This window comes from Sulfuricurvum sp., assembly GCF_028713855.1.
GTDB lineage: Bacteria > Campylobacterota > Campylobacteria > Campylobacterales > Sulfurimonadaceae > Sulfuricurvum.
The window spans coordinates 95,508-117,632 of record NZ_JAQTNN010000001.1; the positions used below are offsets into that span (position 1 = coordinate 95,508).

The window sequence follows — 22,125 nt, forward strand, 5'->3', positions numbered from 1 at the left end:
AATTACGCTTTTGTATCGAGTACGTTTCCGCCTAAGGCAGTGATTTTTTCATCGATTTTTGCTAATGCTTTATCGAGTGTCTCGTAGGAGATATCGGGGAGTTTGCCTCCCCATAACTTTTCTGCTTCTGTAAAACCGCGAATAATACCTTCTCGACCTGCTCTGAGTTTTTCGAGATCGTCGCCTCCTGCGTTTAATACAAAATCCGATAATCGTGCCGAGGTTTGGGGTACACCGAAATAGCCTTCCTCACTCACTAAGGCTTTGGCCTCATCCGGGGTCAGATCCGTGATCGGTTTGCCGCTGTATCCGATCGCATTGAAATCGACATCTTTTAAAATATCACGAATTTTTGTCAGATCGAGTGTTGCGTTTTGAGCTTTGATATTGTCAGAAGAATAGCTCTGTACTTTCAAACTGTATTCGACAAGATAGGCTTGTGAGATGGCTTTCGCTGATACCTCACCACTTTGGATTTTTTCTTTGAGCGTTTTTGTATCTGTTTCGCTCATCGTATTTTGGAGATAGGTATTAACGGCTGTTGAACTATTAACCTGCATAAGAACTCCTTTTTAACTGTAGATGGTAATATCGTCAAAATCACTCATACCGTAAAGCATCGATCGGGTTAAGACGGGCCGCTTTTCGTGCAGGAAAGTATCCGAATACGATCCCAACAAGTGTCGAAAATAAAAATGCGATGACTACTATTGTCGAATTAAATACAAATGGGAGATCAAAAAAGAGATTGATCCCTACACCGACCCCGATGCCCAAAGCCATACCGATAATACCTCCCAGGGATGATAGAACTACTGCTTCAACCAAGAACTGAAGCAATACTTCCCGTTCGAGCGCGCCGATGGCGAGACGAATACCGATTTCACGTGTTCGTTCTGTGACGGAAACCAGCATGATATTCATAATACCGATCCCTCCGACTAAGAGACTAATCGCTGCAACCGCACCCAATAAGAGGGTAAGCATTTTCGTTGTTGAGGAGAGAGTTTGAACCACTTCACGCAAATCTCGGACATTGAAATCATCTTCATCTCCCGTATGAATATGACGCCGCTCCCGCATAAGCGATGTGACAGCCGATTTTATATTTTCGATTCCTGAGGCATTTTTAGCTGAGAGCATGATGATGGAAATGTCTTGGTTGCCACTGATGCGGCGTTGGAACATACGCAGAGGAACGACGATAATATCATCTTGATCCATACCGAACATAGATGCTCCTTTGGGATGAAGCACTCCGATCACTTGGCAGGAAAAATTTTCCAACCGAATGGATGCATCGAGAGGGTCTTGGTCGCCGAAAAGCTCTTTGTGTACTGTTTCACCGATGATACATACCGATTTCCCCCCCTTTAGCTCTGCTTGAGTAAAGGGGCGGCCTTCATCAAATTGCCAATCTTTAACGGTGAAATAATCATTATCGCTTCCATCGATGGAGGTGGAATAATTCTGGTTGCCATAAACCGCCTGCATCCCTTTTGACGCGGCAGGTGCGACCCCTTTTAGTCCACCAATTTCACGACGGATAGCAATAATGTCATCATGGGTAAACCGTTTAGCCGTGTTGTCTCCGCCGGGACCGTGCCGATCTTGTCCCGGACGGATAATGAGCATGTTACTGCCGAGTTTGGAGATACTATTAGTGACATAAGCAGTCGTTGCATCTCCGAGCATCACCATAGCGATGACGGATGCGACACCAATCACAATTCCCAATGTTGTGAGAATAGAGCGCATTGCACTGCGTCGGATTTCGCGTAATGCCAAGAGAAAAGCATTCCAAATCATGATATACCTTTGGTATCGAGCAACCCGTCGCGAAAGTGGATCGTACGGGAGGCATATGCCGCCATATCGACTTCGTGCGTGACCATAATGATGGTAATTCCTTTATCACGGTTAAATGATTGCAGCAACTCCATAACTTCAATGCTTTTAGCGGTATCGAGATTTCCCGTAGGTTCATCGGCAAGCAAGATGAGCGGATTTGTCACAATCGCTCTTGCGATGGCGACCCGCTGCTGTTGACCGCCGGAGAGTTCGGCGGGAGTGTGATGCGCGACATATTCGAGTCCGACGTTGCGGAGAGCGTCCATCGCCATTCTTCGACGTTCATTAGCGGGAATACCGCGATAGAGGAGGGGAAGTTCAACATTTTCAACCGCAGAGGTTTTCCCCAGCAAATTGAAGCCTTGAAAGATGAATCCGATGTAGTTGCGCCGGAGTAAAGCTAGCTGATCTCGGCTGAGCATTCCGACATCGATCCCTTCAAATAGGTATTTTCCTTCGCTTGGGGTATCCAGACACCCAACGATATTCATGGCGGTCGATTTACCGGAGCCGCTGGGTCCCATAATGGCAACGAATTCACCTTGACGGATTGTAAAATCTACCCCTCGCAAGGCGTATGCTGTGGCCTCTCCTGAACCGTAATATTTTTTGACCTCTTTAAACTCGATTACGCAAGAGTCTATATCCTTCATGGCTACTCTTCGATTCCGGTGATCAGAAGATCGCCGATTTTGAGCGGTGAATCCAATAAGATTGTTGAAATGCCGTCTGTTTGTCCGATCTGAACTTTGACCTGTGTCGGTACCCCTTTTTTCAAAATCCAGACATGATCCCCTTTATTGTTTTCATCGGTTGCGTGTTTTTTCTTATCATTGTCATCGCCGTTTTTAGAGACAGGAGGGATAAAACGCAATGCGGCATTCGGTACTACTGTGACATGCTTTTGGGTACCGGTAATAATAGAAGCATTTGCCGTCATACCGGGGCGTAAGAGCAGATCATTATTTTCTACTTCGACGACCGCTTCATAACTTACGACACCGTTCACGACTTCGGAGTTTAACCGCAGTTGCGTAATTTTTCCTTCAAACTCGCGATTCTGATACGCATCGACACTGAATTTTACGCTTTGATTTTCTTTCACACCGCCGATATCCGCTTCATCGACACTGACGATCGCTTTCATTTTTGTCAAATCTTCCGCCAGTGTAAACAAGACAGGTGTTTGCATCGCGGCAACAACGGTTTGTCCCGGTTCGACTTTTCGGGCTAAGACGATCCCCTCGATCGGGGAGACGACCAGAGCTTTTTTGAGGTTTTCTTCATCGGTTTTAAGTTGTGCAAACGATTGATCCACTTGCGCTCTTGCGGCGGCAAGGGATGCTTTTGCCTGTGCAACAGCCGTAACAGATGATTGCATCTCTTTTCGTGATGGGTAATTTCCTTGTGTGGATGCGTACATAGTCAATGCACGATCGTTTTCAATATTAGCATTGTCCAATCCGGCTTTTGCACTCTCTTCATTGGCTTTTGATTTCATCCAATTGGCTTTGGAACTGGTAACGACGGCACTTAGTTTGGTGGTATCGAGCCGTGCCATGGGTTGATTGATATGGACGCGATCGTTATAATCGACCAAAACTTCACTGATCGTACCGGAAACTTCGATCCCGACATCAACGGTATTGGTAGGTTCTAAATTGCCGGTTGCCGAAACCGTTGTTGTGAGGTCTTGAACTTTGAGTGCGACAGTCGTGTAGGTAACGTCATTTTTGGCATTACGCTTCATACCGATTACCACGACAGCTATAATAATAAGAAGGAGCAAAAGGGCTAATGAAATTTTTTTCCACCGTTTTGGAGTGGTGTTTTCACCTATTCCGAGGGTTTTTTCAATAGCGGTCGGATTGGATTTCATAACGGATTCTCCTGTGATTGTCGCATTTTATAGTGCAATGATGATAGTTCGGTTTGGATATTGACTTCATTGATTTTAATTTCAAGTTCTTCGATTGATTTGGTGTTTTTCAATGTTTGCAGATCGTACCCGGCTTTGTATCCGGCCTTGACAGCGGCTTGGGTAGCATTGATTAATTCATCGTAAAATTTGAGATTGTCATGCGTAATAGAAATAACACGCGTATAACTCTCAATCTTGGCAACCGACTGTTCATAGATCCCTTCCATTTGTCTTTTCGTATCGGCGACGAGCGCTTGTTGTTTCAAGTAAATGCTTTGGGCTTCTTGGGTAGCGGCAGAGGCATTATAGGTCAGCGGCATCGAAAGTTGTAACCCAAAATCGTAAAAATTACCGTGATAATCGGCAGAAGAGAGTTCTTGTGCATTATAACGCTGATGTCCGGCATCCGCGATCAGAGTGAGTTTGGGGAGATAGGAACTTTTAATCTGACCGTATTGCTGTGCACTGCTTTGGCTTTGGGCATACGCATAACGGATATCCCATTCCTCGTCTAAAAAGTTCTCTTTTTTGCTCAGTGTAAATGTTGGGAGTTGAATTGATTCGATGGGTTGATTGCTTAGTTTGGAGGCTTCGAGACGTTGTTGGGCGAGGGTAAAGCGAATTGATGTATTGTTTTTAAGTTCACTGCTTTGATTCATCAATGCATTATTGAGCAACGTGATATCGATATCACCCGCTTCATATTGCTTGCGTTTTAGAAAAATTTCGATTTGGGCATTTTTGAGTTTGAGTTCGCTTTGCTCCAGCAGCAGAATGTTTTTTTGATAGGTTAAAACCGCAACGGCCAACTCTTGACGAATTCCTGCAATCTCTTTTTGCATCCCAATAGTATCGGCATTTTTTTTGGCATCGGCATATCCGATCGAATACATGATACCGCCCGATCTGAAAATATCCTGTGCAATACCGGCACTGAGACTTTGACGGCTATCATGCATACCCAATGAAGCCGATTTTTCGTAGGTATCAGATCCTTTTAGATTGATCGGAGAGAGCCAGTCATAATAGAGCTTTTCATATCCGGCACCGATTTGCTGCTGTTGTTGTTCATAGTAATGCTGCTTCTCCGGTGAAAGGAGGAAATCTTCCTCCCCCAAGAGGTTGGCAGTGATAAGAAAAGGGAGTATCGTTAAGTATCGTTTTTCCATGCCATCATAGTATTCCTTTTTCGGTAACAAAAAAGTAAATCGTATCAATGAAATATAAACGGATAAAAAATAGTTAATAAAGGAAAAAAATTATCCTTTAAGTATAAAACTTTTATGATTGATAAAATTTTTTAAAAGGACAAGTATGAAAATTATTGTTGCCTTGATCAGTGCTGCCGCAACGCTTTTGGCGATTGAGCCGATTGTTACCGTGCAGTGGCTGAATGAACATAAAAATGATACCAATTTACGAATTGTTGAAGTCTCAGACGGAGATATGTACGCTTTGGAACATATTCCGGGAGCTGCCCATACGGCTATCGGTAAATGGCGCTTTGATAACGGTACCTTTCTCTCTGTCCGTCCGGAAGGAGAAATTGAAAAAGAGATTGGCGCTCTGGGGATTGATACAAACGCTGATGTGGTATTGTATGCTCCGATCAATGAACCCAAAGATGTTCTTAAAACCAGTTATATCTATTGGGCACTTAACTATCACGGGATTAAAAATGTTGCACTTTTAGACGGTGGACTTAACGCATGGAAAAATAGTAAATTAGACTTAACCCAAGCAGAACCCTCTATCAAACCGACCGCGTTTAAAGCCTCAGTGGATCAATCGAAAATCGCCGATATCACCTACGTCAAAAACCACCTCGGCAAACTTCCGATGATCGATGCCCGTCCGAGTGATATGTATCTGGGTGTCACGCCGACACCTACGGTACAACGTAACGGACATATCAAAGGGGGGATGAGTTACTCATGGAACTATTCGGTGGACAAAGAGTATAGGCTCAAACCTAAAATGATGTTGGAATCGGTATTTAAAGAGGGATACGATCTGGATAAAAACAAAGAGGTACTTGTCTATTGCACAGGGGGGTTAGAGACATCGTTTAACTATTTCGTCCTTAGCGGCGTTCTTGGCTATAAAAACGTTCGACTCTATGATGCGTCGATGAAAGAGTGGGGAAACCGCGAGGATACCCCTATGGTACAGTACCGTTATGAGATGTTTAAAAAATAATTTTACTTCTTTAACGCCGTCGGGTTGCAGAGATATTCTTTATCTTTAGCAACCCGCGCGCATTTCTCACAGATAAATTTTGGCTTTTTGACAATCTTGATGATTTTTTTGAAATCGGTAGTCAATTCGTTTTTTGTGAGTTTGCATAGTGTTTTCATTATAAGCTCCTACTCATTCGTGGTGAGCTTGTCGAAACAAGAATACCCTTCGACAAGCTCATGGTGAACGGAATCAGTTTAAACACTCTCGTTTAAAATATTCACGTCCTACTTTGCACAATGGACACGCAACCGGCGGTTTTTTCCCTCGGTGGATATGTCCGCACACTTCGCAGACCCAAATTTCATCTTCATCACTGGCAAAGAATCCATCGGCGATGAGTGCCTCTTTGAGCGCGGCATATTCGCGTTCGTGTTCGACTTCGACTTTGCCGATGGCAGTAAACAGCCGTGCGAGATCGTTATGCCCTTCGGCTTTTGCAATCTCCGAAAATCCCGGATACATGAAGGTGTGCTCATAGTTTTCTCCACCCATCGCGCTGTCGAGATTTGCAGCCGTTGTATCCACTTCGCAGCCGTGTATGAGTTTATGATATGCTTTGTACTGCGCACGGGCATGATACATCTCGTTAAATGCCGCTTCACGGAAATGGCGCTCTATAGCATGCCACCCCTCATCATGGGCAATATCGGCAAACAACTCGTATTTGTTGCGTGCCATACTCTCTCCGCCGAACGCTTTCATCAGATTCACTGCGGTGAGACTTTCCGTAATCATCTCCATCTCATTGCCGCAGCAGACGAGGGTCCCCCCTCCGACATTTTGAACTTCGACTTCGTTTCCACAGGTGTTACAGTGGTAGGTTTCATATTGGCGCATGGTGACTCCTCTTACTTCGTACATGAGCAAATGATAGCAGAAGAATTAAAAATAGAAGCAACTATTTAAATAATAATGCTTATCACTATTGACAAGCCATATCCCTTTTTGATATTATGATACTAATTATCAATAAAAGGAGTTTCGGCATGCGAAAGATCGGATTTACCCTCACGAATCATCGTACAAAAGAGATATTGCCTCACAGTTACCATATCCATTCTCTAAGTGATCGACGAAAGATGTTTTTTTCAATGCTTAATACGATGTTGCCTCAAAAGGCTCAGATGAACGTAAGTCATTGTAAAAAAGTGAAGCAAGATGTTTATACATTATTGCGTGAGAAAGTGATGTCATTTTTACCGATGCATCGCTTGGGTCCTGAGATTTCTCAACCGATTATGAGGATTCTTATTCATGAGAGCGGTGTGATCAACCGGTTTCTCTATCGCATCGATACTCCTCTGGGGGATTATCTTTCTTCACGGGGCTACAAAGGGATTTTGTATTCAACCTCCGGATTCGATCATCCTGCAACAGCATTGGCTGCATTAATGATGCAGAATGGGAAAATCGAGATGATGCTTGATTTGGACGAACTCTTTACCCAAACGGTCTTTAAACGGATCAAACCACAAGACGGTGCTGTGATTACGCGTGAGAATAGTTTTATTCATATCTCTTCGGGTGGACAGATTACACGTCTGCATCCTAGATGGAAACGGATGAATTCTGATTCTTTGGCTCTACGTCGCAATCATATTGAGACGGCTTTTGATGAACTAAACCGTGATGCAATTGATTCGTATTATCTCATCTACCCCAAAATGGATGACTTTACACGTCATATCCTTATTAAAAATTCAGATGAAAATCCGATCAAAATTATTCCCTATTCATTTACATTCTGCACAAAGGTAAAACATGGAATCCAATAATGTGAACAAGCCGGTCGGTAATCTTAAAATACATCGTCTCATACGGAGCGGACGAGCGTGTTAAAAGAAGAACAAGTAATTGTTTCGTCATCTTCAACTGAGTATAATGTCACGGTTATAGACGCTAAAGTGCTGTTTAAAAATGATAATTCGATACGTATCGTTCATGGCAATGAAATCTATACCTTGAGAATTACCAAAGGCAATAAGCTTATTCTCACCAAATAATCGGTGCATTTGCACCGACTCTCCAAGGAATATTGTGTTTTATCGTCCCCTGATACTTTTTACCTGTACCTTTTCTCTTGCATGTGCACAGGAGATTATTCAACTCGATAAAATCGCAGTCGAAGAGAGCTATAGCGTCATCGAAGAGCGTAAAGACAATTCCATAGCTAAACGTATTATCAAAGGTGAAGAACTGACTCAATACGGTGATATGAATGCTTTGGAGATACTTAAACGTACACCGGGCGTGACGATCAGCGATGGCAAGGGAAAAAAAGGTTCTCCCGGTAAGGGGTACACGAAAGTGTTGATCGACGGAGAAGAGGTATCTTCGACAAAACGGGGTAATCCGCTGGAGCAGATCAGCCCCGAGATGATTGAACGTGTGGAAGTTATGACCAACGGTTCAGCCGAATATACCGCCGAATCAATGGGGGGAATTGTCAACATCGTCCTTAAAACCCCCTCTTCGGAAACCAAAACAATGGCTAAACTCACTGCAGGAGCCTATGCAGGTGAGCCGATGAGCTCACTGTTTGCACAGCAAGAGGGGAAGAACGGGAAACTCTCTTACCTTTTTAATACGACTCTCGCGGATAATTCGCAAGACGATACCACCTCAATCCATACCAATACCTATGATGAAAATACCGATACCGACGGACGCTTCCGATCCCTCAGTTTGAATGGTAAACTCATCTATACCCCCTCATCGAGCGATAAATATATGTTTGACGGCGCTCTCAATCGAAGTGACTACCATAAAAACAGTCTCAAAAACCGATACGGCGGTGTCAATGAAGTTATTCACCAAAGTGATGACGGAGATGCTTTAATGGTTTGGAGCAAGTTATCGGGTACACATAATCTCTCGGGAACCGAGCTCGTTGAGTGGAAACTCAAATATCATGAAAACGATTCAGACGGGATAACCCGCAGTGATAACGGGACAATACTGCGTGAGCAGAATGATGAAGGCTCATTTCGGGTGCTTGGCGCAGAGGGAAGTTACTCACTGGCGTTAGATGAGCATTTTATCAAAACAGGGGCTGAGATCAAGCAACTGCATCAGCGCGATGATGTTGTCAACTATACGAGCGGTATAGTGAGCTCGAACGATCATCAGCGTCTTCGTGAAGACAAAGGTGCATGGTATGTTCAAGATGAAATCAGTGTCGGTGAAAAAATGGTTATCACTCCAGGGATTCGTTTTGAGCGATCGGTTCGGCATTTTGATCAGACGGTCAATGTCGGTTATGTTGCCCCTTCGCTTCATGCCCTTTACAAACTGAGTGAGAACGATAACCTTCGTGCAAGCGTTGCCAAAACGGTGAAATTGCCCCGTTTGAGTGAACTTTCCGCTTCCATAGACAGTTCACTGGATCAAAATGATCTAAATCACCCCGATGTCACCGGAAATGCAAATCTCAAAGAGGAAAAAGCCCTCAGTTACGAGGTGCGTTATGAACACTTTTTTGACGATAAAGGGATCGTGAGTATCGGCGGATTTTATCGCAATATCAGCGACAAGATTGAAAAAATGACCACCTTTGAATCGGGGCGATACGTACAACGTCCTTATAACTCGGGAGAGGGGAAACTGTGGAGTTTGGAATTGGAACTCAAAAAATCGCTTGATCGTTATGTGAGTGGTTTGGGAATTTTTGGAAATGCGACGTTACAAGACTCATCCCTGGTTAGTAATGGGGTGAAGCGTACTATCAAAGGAACCAACGATTATCTCTACAATGTCGGGATCGATCACACCCTCAAAGAGTATCGTATCACCTACGGCGCGGCGTATCGCTATGTCAGCGGATACGATGACCCTATCGATGAGAACGGTGTGTCTGAATCGCAAGCGGGGTACGGAACCCTCGATTTGTATGCGACCAAACGGTTGAGTCCGACCTATAAGCTGGGGCTAAACCTCAAAAATATTACCCAAGAGAGTATCACTACCACCTCTAAACGCTATAGCGGAGGCGTTCTAAGTGAAACCCAGATCGACAATGAAAACTCCCGATTCCATTTCCTCGTTACTCTAGAGGGGCGCTGGTAAGCGCCCCTTCTCCTTTTTGGAACATCTTCTACTCTCATTAATGGAGTCTTAACGTTTACGATTGATTTAATTAATAATGCTTATCGATATTGACAAAAAAAGCTATATTGGTTAAAGTTCTGCAATTGAAAGTTATTATCATTAACTTTTTCCATAACCTATTTAGCCAGCAAACGCTTTTAATTCTCCTTTCAAGCTTGTAGCCAGCCACTTCCATAACTTAAGGAGTGCCTATGGCCTATCACAACCGTTTTTTAAATACACAAATGCTCCCTATCGGAGCGATGTTGCTTAGTATGAGTGCGAGCTCGTTGTTGGCATCTAACAGTGATTCCAATGCTACGATCAAAGCGATCGATATTCAAGATACGATAGAGGTAGAACTTCCTCGCTATCAACCGGGAGTCTCTAAAACGGCTAAAACCGGTCAATTAGCACATGATGTCCCTCAAGCGATCACGGTAGTAACGAAAGAGTTACTGCACGATAAATCAGAATTTACCCTCAAAGAAGCTCTTAGTAACGTCTCCGGTCTTACTTTCAATGCTGCAGAAGGTGGTCGTATCGGGGACAATATGAATTTGCGAGGGTTTTATACCTTTGGTGATTTATATCTCGACGGGATTCGTGATGTTGCTCAGTACAATCGTGATACGTTTAACCTCGAATCGGTTGATGTACTGCGTGGTGGCGCGGCGATGCTGTTTGGCCGAGGTCAAGCAGGTGGTGTTATTAACCAAGTTAGTAAAGATGCCGAAGCAGAAAATTTTGGAAAACTATCAATCACTGCCGGCACGGAGGATTATAAACGTGCGTCGACAGACATTAATGTGATGATAAATGATACGACGGCGTTAAGACTTAATGCGATGGGAATGGACTCGGGGAGTACTCGTAATGATGTCTATAATGAAACGACAGGTATCGCTCCGACGATTACCTTTGGTCTCAATACCGATAACGAGTTTAGTCTATCCCATATGTATATGAAAACCCATATTACACCTGATTACGGTGTTCCGTTTGATAGAGCGACACAGCGTCCGGCAGACGTAGGCAATGAAGTCTATTATGGATTTACAGATGATTATGAAGATAATCGCGTCAATATAACCACTGCGAGCTATACACATAAATTTTCCAAAGATACCCAGCTGCGTACCGTAATTCGACATGCTGACTATCTACGTGATAACTGGGCAACGGCACCGGGCGGATACGATACAACCAGCGGAGCAGATAATGAGATTACCCGTGGAACCAAAGGAAACGGTGCTAAAGAGAAAACCGATACATGGCAAAATGATTTTACGACCAAATTTGAAGCCCTAGGATTTAAACATGAAGCCCTTGTCGGGACAGAATTTTTGAAAGAAGAGCAAGTACGTTGGGGACATGATGGATTGTCCTCGTATTATCCAAATATTACCGATGCTAATGGTCCTGCCAATGGATTACCCGATAGCGCTACCGGTCGATATGTGGCAAGCAATGGAATAATCTATTCACGTACCAGCGCAACAGGTGCATGGGCAGCACAAATGCCAACTACAGCGGAATCAGGCTCAACTTTGCCGGATGCGTATAAGGCAATTTACGGAAATAAAGAGCGTAACATCAGCGGCGGATACAAAGGGCGTACATGGGCAGTCTATGCTCAGGATATTGTTGAAGTGGTACCGAACTGGAAAGTGATGGCTGGTTTTAGAAAAGACTGGCTAAATATGGACTATTACACCGGAGCAGATATGGTTCAAAACGGTGAGTTGCATTTTAACGAGATGAGTTACCGTGCCGGATTATCGTATCAACCGAACAAGCAACAGCACTATTATTTCGCATGGAATAACTCGTTTAATACGACAGGGGATCTGTACTCCTTTTCAAATGCGTATGATCCTGAACGCAGTGAAACCTATGAATTAGGAGCTAAATTCGAGCTTTTTGAAGGTGATCTTTCATTGCGTACAGCGATTTATCGTACGATCAAAGAGTGGGAACGCAATACTGACGTCGCCAGCGCCTCAAGTAACCCGATTTTATCGAAAGAGCGTCATACCGATGGGATAGAGGTTGAAGTGGCAGGACGCCTATCTGATAACTGGGATATTTTCGGTGGAATTGCTCTGATGGATCCTGAAGTAGACGAAGTTACTCCGGGTAAAGATGATATGTACATCGGTCAAAAACCGCCGAACTCTACGGATTATACCTTTAATCTTTGGACAACGTATACGTTACCGCTTGGCTGGAAAATTGGTGCCGGTTTAGAAGGAAAAGGGGATCGTGCAGTTTACAGCTATGCCAATGAGAGTGCATCGAATGTGTTTAACCCAAATACAGCTGTGAGTTATATCCGATACGATGCGATGATCGCGTATATCCAAAAAAACTATGCAGTGCAACTGAATGTGAAAAATCTCTTAGATACAACGTATTATGAATCCGTATATATCAATGGCGGTTTCGCAGTACCGGGAACGGGACGTACGGCACAAGTGACACTGGATTATAAATTCTTTTAAAAGATATTACTCCCCCAGCGGGAGTTTTGGATTGAGAAGATAGCGATTTTTTCACTTCAAAACTTAGGCAAAGGAAAATAAATGTTACTCCATATACCCAATGTTCTTACTCAAGAACAAGTAGCACAATGCCGTGAAATACTAACATCCTCTACATGGGTAGACGGTAATGTTACCAGCGGTACACAGGCGGCGAAAGCTAAAAATAATTTACAGCTCCCCGAAGAATCCGAAAGAGCAATTGCGTTGCAAAAAATCGTCTTGGACGCACTGAGCAATAACGCGCTGTTTTTTACGGCGGCATTGCCAAAAAAGATTTTTCCACCGTTATTTAACTGTTATACGGGTGAGTTTAACACGTTCGGAAACCATGTAGACAATGCAGTACGCACTATGCGTGGCGGTGGGAAGAGGGTGCGGAGCGATCTCTCTTTTACCCTCTTTTTTTCCGATCCTGAGGAATACGATGGGGGAGAATTGGTAATCGAAGATACGTTTGGGTCTCAAGTGGTCAAACTCCCTGCTGGAGATTTGGTTCTCTACCCCTCATCGAGCGTCCATCGGGTTGAACCGGTGACACGCGGAGCACGTATTTCGTGTTTTACGTGGTTGGAGAGCATGATTCGCGAAACGGATCGCAGGCGATTGCTGTTTGATTTGGATATGTCGATCATGGCGTTTCGTGAGCGGCTAGGGGATGATCAAGATACAGTAAAACTGACCAGTATCTATCATAATCTGCTTCGTACGTGGGCCGATACCTAAACAATAGAAAAAAAAGGAGATAAAAATGGAAGAGTTAAAATTAGTGGTCGATTATGCGACATTGGGAATTTTAGGTTTGATGAGTGTTATCGCGTTTGCGTATGGGTTTGAACGATTTTTTTATTACCGTTCTATTGATATAGCTGAATATAAAACGAAAAATGAAGCAGAGGGAGAGTTGACCAAAAATCTCACATCTATCTCTGTAATCGGCTCAAATGCTCCTTATGTTGGGCTTCTGGGCACGGTTGCTGGGATCATGGTCGTTTTTTATGAGATAGGTCAGGGTGGTGGGATGGAGCCCTCACAGGTAGTCATCGGTCTCTCTTTAGCACTCAAAGCAACGGCATTAGGACTGTTAGTCGCGATTCCGTCGATGATGATTTACAGTGCATGTTTGCGTAAAGTTGATTTACTGATGGGAGCGTGGGAAGATGCGCGCGCTTAAAAGAGTAGAGGGGATCAATGTTGTTCCTCTGATTGATGTTGTTTTGGTCCTTTTGGCAATCGTTTTAACGATTTCTACGTTTGTAGCATCGGGTGCCATAAAACTTGATTTACCGAAAGCAGCGAGTGCGAAGGAGACTCCACCGCAGAAAATTGAAATCGCAATCAATGAAAACGGGAGTATGTTTTACAATGGTAAAGAGATGAGCCAACGTGAGGTAACACAAGCTATTGCGACTCTGGGCAGTGATTCGAGGGTCAGTGTTTTAGGGGATAAAAAAGCATTTTTTAATGATTTTATTTTTATTCTGGATCAATTGAAACTTCAACACATCGAAAAAATTTCGATTATTACGAAGAGGGAATCATGAAAACGAAACGCTCTTTTCTCCTCTCCTTATTTTTACATGCAGGTATTATTACAGGTGCCGTTGCTCTTTCAACTCTCCCCCTGGAGGAAAAAGAAGCGGAGGTTGTTTTAGAACTTTCTCTTAGTGAGCCTTCGCCCTCTAGCGAGGTACAACCCGTCGTGAAACAAACGGTATCACAGCCGCAAAAAAATCAGCTTGCACAGAACAATATCACCCCCTCTGTGACACCTGAACCCATTGTAGATGAAAAACCTGAGCCGATAGTTCAAAAAGAGGTTGTTGTACCTCCTCAACCAGTTGCTATAACACAAGTGACGCAAAATGAGCCAAAAATTATTTCTATGATCAAACCAGCACCAGTCACTCCTAGCATTGACATAGATGAGCAGTATTTAGAGGATCATCTCTCAACGATTCGCGATGTTTTGGTGAAATATCGTAAATATCCTTCACAAGCCGTCCGTTTAAAGCAAGAAGGAGCTGTGAAAGTAACGTTTCGACTAAAACAAAACGGAGAAGTGGAAGATATCAAAATTGTAGGCAGCTCAGGATATGAATTATTAGACGAAGATGCATTAAGATTGATCCAAAAAACAGCAGAATATTTTCCAAAACCTCCAAAAGCAGTAAGAATTACCGTCCCATTAAACTATGCGCTGAAAGTTCGTGCTTAGTTAGCGTAAAAATAATCAAACTTAAGCTGTCAATTTAGGGATAAATCGTTAACCATTTGTAGGTTAAGATGGTTAAGATTCTTTTAATATCATTTATAAGGAGATACCTATGAAAGACAATGAGCCTACCCTCGAATCGATTGATGACTACAATACTTTAAAGGGTTCTAAAAAACGGGTTGTATGGACCGTTATCCTCGTAGGATTGATGATCGGAGTTATTCTCCTTGTGGCCAAAAGCTATTACGGCAGTGTAAACGATTCTATTCCCGTGCAGGAGACTATCGGTAAAGTTCCCGTAAAATAATGGTAAAATCACGTTTTTTTTACCAAGGAAGTTTATGATCGCAACCATTATCGGTATCTATACCCTTTATATTTTCATCAGAGTGTATGTAAGTGTCATGCAGATCGGTTATATCAATCAGGTTAAACGCAAAGGCGCTGTACTGATGGGTGAAGTAGAGTACCGTGATGCTGCAAATTATGCCGTTGCCAAAGAGAAACTCGGTATTGTAGAAACTTTTGTCGAATTTCTCCTTTTCTTAGTCTGGATGGGCGGGATGATGGCATGGTTGGATAGTGCGTTAGCGATAGAGAATGCAGCGCTTCATACGATCATTGCGGTGATCGGAATGATCATGATTAATTCACTGGTTCAGCTCCCTTTCGGATGGATCACTAAATTCAAAATTGATGCACAATACGGTTTTAACCGCTCTACGAGTGCGCAATTTATCAAAGACACCCTTATCGGAACGGTTTTGACGATTGTAATCGGAAGTTTGATGGTGTGGATTGTTTCAATGATTATTACGTCGAGTGCATTGTGGTGGTTATGGAGTTTTGCCTTTATCTTTGCCGTAGTGATCGCCATCAATATGTTTTTCCCGACGATTCGGGCCCTTTTCTTTGATAAAGTGACTCCGTTAGAGAACGGTGAATTACGCGAAAAGATCGAAGAGCTGATGGCTAAAACGGGGTTTGTGAGCAGCGGTGTGTTTGTGAGTGATGCCAGCAAACGTGATGCGCGATTAAATGCCTATTTCGGCGGACTAGGGAAAACGAAACGGGTCGTTTTGTTTGATACATTGATTGAAAAACTCTCTCCGACCGAACTGATAGCGGTATTGGGGCATGAGCTTGGGCACTTTGCCCACGGTGATTTGTACAAAAATATCGCGATGGTGGGGGTTATGCTTTTTGGGATGTTTGCGTTGTTTGGCAATCTTCCGGAAACTCTTTATATGGAACTCGGCGTGGCACAATCTCCGCAGATCGTGATGATGCTTTTTATTCTCCTTCTTCCGGTTGTTAGTTTTATTATGATGCCGCTGATGGGGATGATGAGCCGTCATAACGAGTATGAAGCCGATCGTACCGGTGCGGAACTCGGCGGTGCGGAGTATCTCGTCAATGCGCTTAAAAAACTGGTTGCTGAGAATAAAAGTTTTCCCCTTTCTCATCCTCTTTACCGTTTTTTCCATACGACTCATCCCCCGGTAGTTGATCGGCTTCGGGCTTTGGGGTATGATATCCATGCAACGGTTGATGAAGGATATCCCGATCCATGTCCAAAAGATTAAAAGAACTTCACGAAGAGATTACCCAAACTCTTAATGGGGTTGTCGAATCTCCGCGACGTGAAGCGGAACTCATGTTAATGGCATATTTGGGTAAAGATCAGCTCTATTTCATTACCCATCAAGATGAGATGATTGATGAGAATTCCCCTGAGCTTTTAGAGTGGATAGAGAAACGAAGCTGTAATGTTCCTCTCGAATATCTTACTAACCGTGTCAGTTTCTACTCCAGAGAGTTCTATATTGATGAAGGTGCATTAATTCCACGTCCCGAAACAGAGCACCTGATTGATGAAGTGTTGGCGTGTACTGCAGCGGATGAAGCGATAACAGTTGTCGAAGTAGGGGTTGGGAGCGGTATTATCTCTATTATGTTAGCTCTTCATCTCCCTAACGCCCGTTTTATCGCCGTAGATATCTCTCCGAGAGCGTTAGCGGTAGCACGCCGTAATATCGAACTGTTTGGACTCAGTGATCGAATCGAACTGCGTGAGGGGGATTTACTCTCCTGTGTTAGCGAAAAAATTGATTTGCTTGTCTCTAACCCTCCCTACATTGCGCAGGATGCACCACTGGAATCGAACCTCTCGTATGAGCCGCAAAATGCTCTTTTCGGAGGAGAAATTGGGGATGAGATCATTCGTCGTTTGATGGATGAAGTGTATGTTCGCCATATCCCACTATTTGTGTGTGAGATGGGATATGATCAACGGATAAAAGTGCAGGAATATCTAAAACCATTTTCGGTACAATCGTTGGAATTTTACAAAGATTTAGCCTCGTTTGACCGAGGATTTGTATTAAAGGCAATTCATGAATAAAAAAGCACTTATTGACAGTACGTATCTCTTATTGGTCGGTATGACGGCCGGAGCAGTTTTCATCTTGGGTGTATTTGTCGCCGCAGTCGTTTTTCACTCCGAGATGTATTTGACACTGCCGCTTCTTTCTCGATACGAAGAGGGAAAAATCATGGGTGAGATTTTTCGCCGGTTCACGTACTGGGCCTATTTTATGACAGCCGTTATTGCGATTTATGAAGTCTCCCGATACAAAGTGATGCAGATAGATAAAATATCGATTTTAAGCGCATTAGGATCGATCGGAACACTGCTTTTGTTTAGTGCCGTATATACTCCAAAAATTTTGGAATATCAAACGCAAGGCGAAGCGGTAATGATGCAAAACTCTTTTGAAGCGTTGCACAAAGCAAGTGAAATCGATTTTAAAATTCTTCTGGTGAGCCTCTTAATTTTATTTATGCGTCGAGCGTATGTAATGGTGGCCAAAAAATGATCCGTTTTGAAAATGTGACCAAACGCTTCGGCAAGCGGGAGATTCTCAAAGGGGTAAACCTTGAGATTGAGAAAGGTAAAACAACGGTAATTTTTGGAGTATCTGGAGGGGGAAAATCGACGATTATAAAACATATGGTCGGTTTGCTAAAACCCGATAGCGGTACGATTAGTTATAACGGAGCACGGATTGATAATGTTGATGAGACAACATTGCGGGAGATTCGTAAAAAGATCGGATTCTTATTTCAAAGCGGTGCCTTATTTGACAGTATGAACATTAGTGAAAACGTTGCCTTTCCTATGCTCGAACACCAAAAATTGACTCCAAAAGAGTTAGTCTACAAAATCGATGAAAAACTCACTATGGTTGGGCTTGATCCCAAAATCGTCAAATCCCTTTACCCTGAAGAACTCAGCGGCGGAATGCGTAAACGGGTAGGGCTTGCCCGCACACTCGCATTAGAACCGGAGGTTATTTTATACGATGAACCTACTTCGGGTCTTGACCCGGTTACAAGTGATTTTATAACCCAGATGATTTGTCGTTTGCGTGATGAGATCGGTATGACTTCAGTCCTAATCAGCCATGACATTGCCGAGAGTTTCAAAGCAGGAGATAATTACGCGATGTTATTTGATGGCGTCATTGTCGAAGCAGGGGACAAAGAATCGTTTCAGAACTCAACGAATGCAGTTGTTCAACAGTTTATCCATGCACGTTCCGAAGGACCGATAGCGTTTCATTAGAATAATTTGATACAATGACATATTATGATCTAAAAGAGGATATATGACAAAACAGGATGTTTTGAACTATTTATCATCACACAAAGAAAAATTTCAAAAAGACTTTGGCATCAATAAAATAGGACTTTTTGGCAGTTTTGCGCGTGATCAAGCAACGCAATACAGTGATATAGATTTGGTTATTGAAATGAATCCTAAGAGTTTAGAGAGACGTATTGCATTTAAAAAACAGGTAGAGTCGGATTTAAACCGATCATCTGATGTGGGTTATATGAGCACATTGCGTAGTTTTATAGCTAAAGAAGTCTCAAAAGATATAATTTATGTCTAAAAGAGTCGTAGAGTTTTTTATCGTTGATATTTTGATCGCTATTGAGAAAGTCAAACGCTACACCTCTGAATTTAATCATTCTCAAGATTTTATGCACGATGAAAAAAGTTTTGATGCGACGATGCGAGAATTGGAAATTATCGGTGAAGCAACAAAGCATCTGATCCGTGGAAATCTTTTAGATAATGAGTGGCAGATTGTTGTCGATTTTCGTAACGTTATAGCGCATGAATATTTTGGAATAGATAGTGATGAGATTTGGGAAGTGATAACGATTTATTTGGATAAATTTGGAAATGAAATTACCAAGTTATTTGAAAATAGCGATAAAGAAATTTTGGATGACGTTATAAAAAGTAATCTTGAAGATTTTAAATACAGTACGAAAACAGTTGCATTATTAGAAAATTTATTGAGAATTGTAGAAATTAAAAAATAGAAGATTTTATCTCCCTCCAAACTTCTTAGCCCACCACTCTTGCGGTGTAAGGGTCTGCTCTTTTAAAAAGCTTTCTTCGAGATTATATTCATAGTTGGAACAGTATTCGAGCAATAGGGCATAGGCTTCATTGATTTGGGTGCTCATAGCATGCGCAGTATCGGGATCGTCGGGATGCTTGTCGGGATGCCATTGCTGCATCATAGATTTGTAACGGGATTTGATATCGGAGAGGGTAGCTTTGTCGTGGAGGCCAAGGAGCGTTTTGGCCTTCACTAATGTGTCAAAAGAGAGCATGGAGAGGTGAATTAATCTTTTTGTTGACGCATAAACGTCGGAACATCCAAGAAATCTTCACTGTAATCGCCATTGGCTACCATTGCAGGGCGTACAACGACGCGAGGTTTAATAGCGGCAAGAACCTCTTTGTTTTCAAATTCGTGGTTATTGATTCCCATCGCCGCTTTTTTCTCAAAACCGGTAGCTACAAGAGTGATACGGATGAAATCTTTTGGAAGTGAGTCATCGGTAGTTGTACCGAAGATAACATCAGCAGACTCATCAACACTTGTATGTACGACATTCATCGCTTCACTAAGCTCCATAAACGGGAACTCAGGGTGCATACTGAAGTGTACCAATACACCGAGAGCGCCGTTAACTGACATATTGTCAAGCAACGGAGATTCGATAGCATTTTTGATCGCTTCGTATGCGGCATTGTCCCCTTGGTATTCACCCACACCCATGAGTGCCAATCCACGGTGGCTCATAACGGTTTTGAGGTCGGCAAAGTCAAGGTTGATGTCATTGTCACCGCTTGCAAGGATAACACCTGACGTACCGCTAACGGCACGTGCAAGAACGCTGTCAACGATTTTAAAGCTCTCTTTGATTCCGAGTTTCGGATCGATGATAGAGAGAAGTTTGTCATTTGGGATAACAACAATACAATCGGATTCATTTTTAAGCTCTTGAAGACCTTCTTCAGCAAGCTTAAGACGCTTTTTACCTTCGAATGAGAACGGTTTGGTTACCACTGCAATTGTCAAAGCACCGATTTCTTTAGCGATTTTAGCAATGATCGGAGCAGCACCCGTACCGGTACCGCCACCAAGACCGGCTGCAACGAATACGATATCCGCACCTGATAATGCATGTGCCAAATCTTCGTAGCTCTCTAACGCCGATTCTTTACCCACTTCGGGTTTCATCCCCGCACCCAATCCTTTGGTGAGTTTAGCACCCAATTGGATTTTAGTTGCCGCACTGCCTTGTTCCAAAACCTGAGCATCAGTATTCGCGATAATCAGTTCAATACCCGGAATAGCCTCTTTCAGCATATAGCCGATCATATTTCCACCGCCGCCGCCGACACCGACTGCTACGATACGTGCTCCTGTGAGAGTTGTTGATTCTTCAATTGAAAATGGTTCCATGCTTGCTCCTTGACGTGATTAAAATAGTTGAGTTGCCCAATTCCAAAACTTGGAAATTGGGTTTGGTTGATCGGTTTGAGCAGGTTTATTAGACCCGATATTAACCATTTTTTGAGCTTCCGCTTTTTTCTCTTCCTTCAACGGTGGCGGTGTTGCCGCTGCCGCTGGTGGAATAGAAGAAGTAGAAGGCTCGAATCGTGGCGCCTCTTCGTGGATTGGATACTGAACATGAGCTGCTGTAGGCTCTTCGCCGGCATGGCGCATACGTCGATTGACGTCTATCTCATATGGCGTATAATTTCCGGCCATATATTTAACCAGGCCGACCGCTCCTGAATAGGCAGGGTCTCTAAGGGTATCAAAAAGTCCTCCGACATCGGTCGGTTTTGCAAGACGAACCGGCATGTTGTCTAAAATAGCGACGGCAAGTTCACGGAGCCCTTCGATTTTGGTAAATCCACCGGTGAGAACAACTCCGGCTCCCATATGATCTTTGAGACCGCTTTTTTCAATTGATTGAGCGATAATCATCAGTGTTTCTTCAACCCGTGCGTAGATAACGTTATGTACTACTTCAAGAGAGACTTCATGGGTTGACGTTTCATCACCGATAACCGGGAGTTCAATCAAATCATTACTAGGCGCATACAGTGAGCCGTAGCTGATTTTTACGTTGTCTGCCGTATGAAGAGGGGTGTGCAGTGCCATTGACAAGTCGTTTGTAATATGGTTCGAACCAACACCCAAAAAGTCGTTATAACGGATTGCATGACCGGCATGGATAACGATGTTGCTCGTATTACCGCCCATATCGACAACGGCGGCACCGAGTTCTTTTTCATCGTTGTTGAGAACAGCGATAGCAGATGCATAACCGCTAAGCACAACACTCTCGACATCGACGCCGGCAGCCTTGACCGCTTTACGCAGATTGTTAAGATTGGATTTTTGAGTGGTAATGATATGCGTTTCAACTTCAAGACGCGCGGCATTCATCCCAAGAGGATCTTCGATGAAATCTTGATCATCGACTTTGAAGTTATACGGGAGGGCGTGTAACACTTCAAATTCATTAGGGATGTTTGCATTATAAAGAGATGTGTGCATAACACGTTGAATCTCGTTGAGTGTGATCTCTTTGTTCGGGATATTGACGATACCGCTGGAATTGAGACTTTTTGTGTAAGCACCGGAAATGGTTACAACGGCGCTTCGAAGCTCGGTTCCTGCAACTCGTTTCGCATCATTCAACGCGCTCTTGATCGATTTGGATGCAAGCTCGATGTTTGTAATGCTCCCTTTACGAAGACCTTGTGCTTTTGCAATACCGGCTCCGATGATTTGTGCAACATTATCATCATCGATTTCCGCAATGAGCGCACAAACTTTTGTTGAGCCGATATCAATGGCTAAAACGGTTCGTTTCAA

General features: G+C 43.3%; 26 protein-coding genes. 16 read left to right on the top strand and 10 right to left on the bottom strand.

Annotated features, from left to right (window positions below; all coding sequences use genetic code 11):
- Positions 1-2: 2 nt before the first annotated feature.
- From PHI47_RS00520 to PHI47_RS00540, 5 genes are read right to left on the bottom strand one after another with little or no spacing between them, the layout of a single operon-like run.
- Complete coding sequence (locus tag PHI47_RS00520) at positions 3-560, bottom strand: hydrogenase-4 component G (RefSeq protein WP_299932373.1); 558 nt, start codon at positions 558-560, stop codon at positions 3-5.
- Positions 561-600: 40 nt separating this feature from the next.
- A complete protein-coding gene (locus tag PHI47_RS00525; RefSeq protein ID WP_299932376.1) occupies positions 601-1,809 on the bottom strand; it encodes an ABC transporter permease in 1,209 nt (402 codons plus the stop codon).
- Positions 1,806-2,504, bottom strand: a complete 699-nt coding sequence (locus PHI47_RS00530; RefSeq protein WP_299932379.1) for an ABC transporter ATP-binding protein — start codon at positions 2,502-2,504, stop codon at positions 1,806-1,808. Before PHI47_RS00530 ends, PHI47_RS00525 begins: the two co-directional genes overlap by 4 nt.
- A gap of 2 nt (positions 2,505-2,506) precedes the next feature.
- Positions 2,507-3,730, bottom strand: coding sequence for an efflux RND transporter periplasmic adaptor subunit (locus tag PHI47_RS00535; protein ID WP_299932382.1), 1,224 nt, complete (start codon positions 3,728-3,730; stop codon positions 2,507-2,509).
- Positions 3,727-4,941, bottom strand: coding sequence for a TolC family protein (locus tag PHI47_RS00540; protein ID WP_299932384.1), 1,215 nt, complete (start codon positions 4,939-4,941; stop codon positions 3,727-3,729). Before PHI47_RS00540 ends, PHI47_RS00535 begins: the two co-directional genes overlap by 4 nt.
- Before the next feature lie 145 nt (positions 4,942-5,086).
- Between PHI47_RS00540 and PHI47_RS00545 the strand changes: the two genes are divergently transcribed.
- On the top strand, positions 5,087-5,971 hold the full coding sequence (locus PHI47_RS00545) for a rhodanese-like domain-containing protein (RefSeq protein WP_299932387.1): 885 nt from the start codon (positions 5,087-5,089) through the stop codon (positions 5,969-5,971).
- 2 nt (positions 5,972-5,973) lie between these two features.
- Here PHI47_RS00545 and PHI47_RS00550 read toward each other — a convergent pair whose 3' ends face one another.
- A complete protein-coding gene (locus PHI47_RS00550) occupies positions 5,974-6,129 on the bottom strand; it encodes a hypothetical protein (RefSeq protein WP_299932397.1) in 156 nt (51 codons plus the stop codon).
- A 73-nt stretch (positions 6,130-6,202) separates the two neighbouring features.
- The gene (locus PHI47_RS00555; protein ID WP_299932400.1) at positions 6,203-6,850 is read right to left on the bottom strand and encodes a ferritin family protein; all 648 of its coding nucleotides are present in this window, start codon (positions 6,848-6,850) and stop codon (positions 6,203-6,205) included.
- A 149-nt stretch (positions 6,851-6,999) separates the two neighbouring features.
- Here PHI47_RS00555 and PHI47_RS00560 point away from each other — a divergent pair, with 149 nt between their 5' ends.
- From PHI47_RS00560 to PHI47_RS00625, 15 genes are all read left to right on the top strand, one after another.
- Entirely contained in the window at positions 7,000-7,788 is a 789-nt protein-coding gene (locus PHI47_RS00560; RefSeq protein ID WP_299932403.1) for a hypothetical protein, read from the top strand.
- Between the two features lie 57 nt (positions 7,789-7,845).
- Positions 7,846-8,016, top strand: a complete 171-nt coding sequence (locus PHI47_RS14545) for a hemin uptake protein HemP (protein WP_366882326.1) — start codon at positions 7,846-7,848, stop codon at positions 8,014-8,016.
- A 34-nt stretch (positions 8,017-8,050) separates the two neighbouring features.
- On the top strand, positions 8,051-10,078 hold the full coding sequence (locus PHI47_RS00565) for a TonB-dependent receptor (RefSeq protein ID WP_299932406.1): 2,028 nt from the start codon (positions 8,051-8,053) through the stop codon (positions 10,076-10,078).
- A 233-nt stretch (positions 10,079-10,311) separates the two neighbouring features.
- The gene (locus tag PHI47_RS00570; RefSeq protein WP_299932408.1) at positions 10,312-12,603 is read left to right on the top strand and encodes a TonB-dependent siderophore receptor; all 2,292 of its coding nucleotides are present in this window, start codon (positions 10,312-10,314) and stop codon (positions 12,601-12,603) included.
- An 81-nt stretch (positions 12,604-12,684) separates the two neighbouring features.
- Positions 12,685-13,368 (top strand): Fe2+-dependent dioxygenase, encoded by a 684-nt coding sequence (locus PHI47_RS00575; protein WP_299932410.1) that lies wholly within the window; start codon positions 12,685-12,687, stop codon positions 13,366-13,368.
- Between the two features lie 25 nt (positions 13,369-13,393).
- A complete protein-coding gene (gene exbB, locus PHI47_RS00580; protein ID WP_299932413.1) occupies positions 13,394-13,816 on the top strand; it encodes a TonB-system energizer ExbB in 423 nt (140 codons plus the stop codon).
- Entirely contained in the window at positions 13,803-14,186 is a 384-nt protein-coding gene (locus PHI47_RS00585; protein ID WP_299932416.1) for a biopolymer transporter ExbD, read from the top strand. Before exbB ends, PHI47_RS00585 begins: the two co-directional genes overlap by 14 nt.
- Positions 14,183-14,860 (top strand): energy transducer TonB, encoded by a 678-nt coding sequence (locus PHI47_RS00590; RefSeq protein ID WP_299932419.1) that lies wholly within the window; start codon positions 14,183-14,185, stop codon positions 14,858-14,860. Before PHI47_RS00585 ends, PHI47_RS00590 begins: the two co-directional genes overlap by 4 nt.
- A gap of 109 nt (positions 14,861-14,969) precedes the next feature.
- A complete protein-coding gene (locus PHI47_RS00595) occupies positions 14,970-15,167 on the top strand; it encodes a hypothetical protein (protein WP_299932422.1) in 198 nt (65 codons plus the stop codon).
- Positions 15,168-15,201: 34 nt separating this feature from the next.
- Positions 15,202-16,446, top strand: a complete 1,245-nt coding sequence (locus tag PHI47_RS00600) for a M48 family metallopeptidase (RefSeq protein ID WP_299932428.1) — start codon at positions 15,202-15,204, stop codon at positions 16,444-16,446.
- The gene (gene prmC, locus PHI47_RS00605) at positions 16,431-17,264 is read left to right on the top strand and encodes a peptide chain release factor N(5)-glutamine methyltransferase (RefSeq protein ID WP_299932431.1); all 834 of its coding nucleotides are present in this window, start codon (positions 16,431-16,433) and stop codon (positions 17,262-17,264) included. The genes PHI47_RS00600 and prmC overlap by 16 nt, the downstream gene beginning before the upstream one ends.
- Positions 17,257-17,739 (top strand): DUF4149 domain-containing protein, encoded by a 483-nt coding sequence (locus tag PHI47_RS00610; RefSeq protein WP_299932434.1) that lies wholly within the window; start codon positions 17,257-17,259, stop codon positions 17,737-17,739. The genes prmC and PHI47_RS00610 overlap by 8 nt, the downstream gene beginning before the upstream one ends.
- A complete protein-coding gene (locus tag PHI47_RS00615) occupies positions 17,736-18,488 on the top strand; it encodes an ABC transporter ATP-binding protein (RefSeq protein WP_299932437.1) in 753 nt (250 codons plus the stop codon). Before PHI47_RS00610 ends, PHI47_RS00615 begins: the two co-directional genes overlap by 4 nt.
- 43 nt (positions 18,489-18,531) lie before the next feature.
- Positions 18,532-18,819: a nucleotidyltransferase domain-containing protein gene (locus tag PHI47_RS00620; RefSeq protein WP_299932440.1), complete on the top strand. Its 288-nt coding sequence runs from the start codon at positions 18,532-18,534 to the stop codon at positions 18,817-18,819.
- Positions 18,812-19,258: a HepT-like ribonuclease domain-containing protein gene (locus PHI47_RS00625; protein ID WP_299932442.1), complete on the top strand. Its 447-nt coding sequence runs from the start codon at positions 18,812-18,814 to the stop codon at positions 19,256-19,258. Before PHI47_RS00620 ends, PHI47_RS00625 begins: the two co-directional genes overlap by 8 nt.
- 6 nt (positions 19,259-19,264) lie before the next feature.
- On the opposite strand, the gene PHI47_RS00630 is transcribed toward PHI47_RS00625, so the two are convergent.
- Genes PHI47_RS00630 through ftsA form a run of 3 tightly spaced genes read right to left on the bottom strand, consistent with a single transcriptional unit; the run spans position 19,265 to position 22,125 of the window.
- Positions 19,265-19,555: a J domain-containing protein gene (locus tag PHI47_RS00630; RefSeq protein WP_299932445.1), complete on the bottom strand. Its 291-nt coding sequence runs from the start codon at positions 19,553-19,555 to the stop codon at positions 19,265-19,267.
- Between the two features lie 11 nt (positions 19,556-19,566).
- On the bottom strand, positions 19,567-20,697 hold the full coding sequence (gene ftsZ, locus PHI47_RS00635; RefSeq protein WP_299932447.1) for a cell division protein FtsZ: 1,131 nt from the start codon (positions 20,695-20,697) through the stop codon (positions 19,567-19,569).
- Between the two features lie 18 nt (positions 20,698-20,715).
- Positions 20,716-22,125: a cell division protein FtsA gene (gene ftsA / locus PHI47_RS00640; RefSeq protein ID WP_299932449.1), complete on the bottom strand. Its 1,410-nt coding sequence runs from the start codon at positions 22,123-22,125 to the stop codon at positions 20,716-20,718.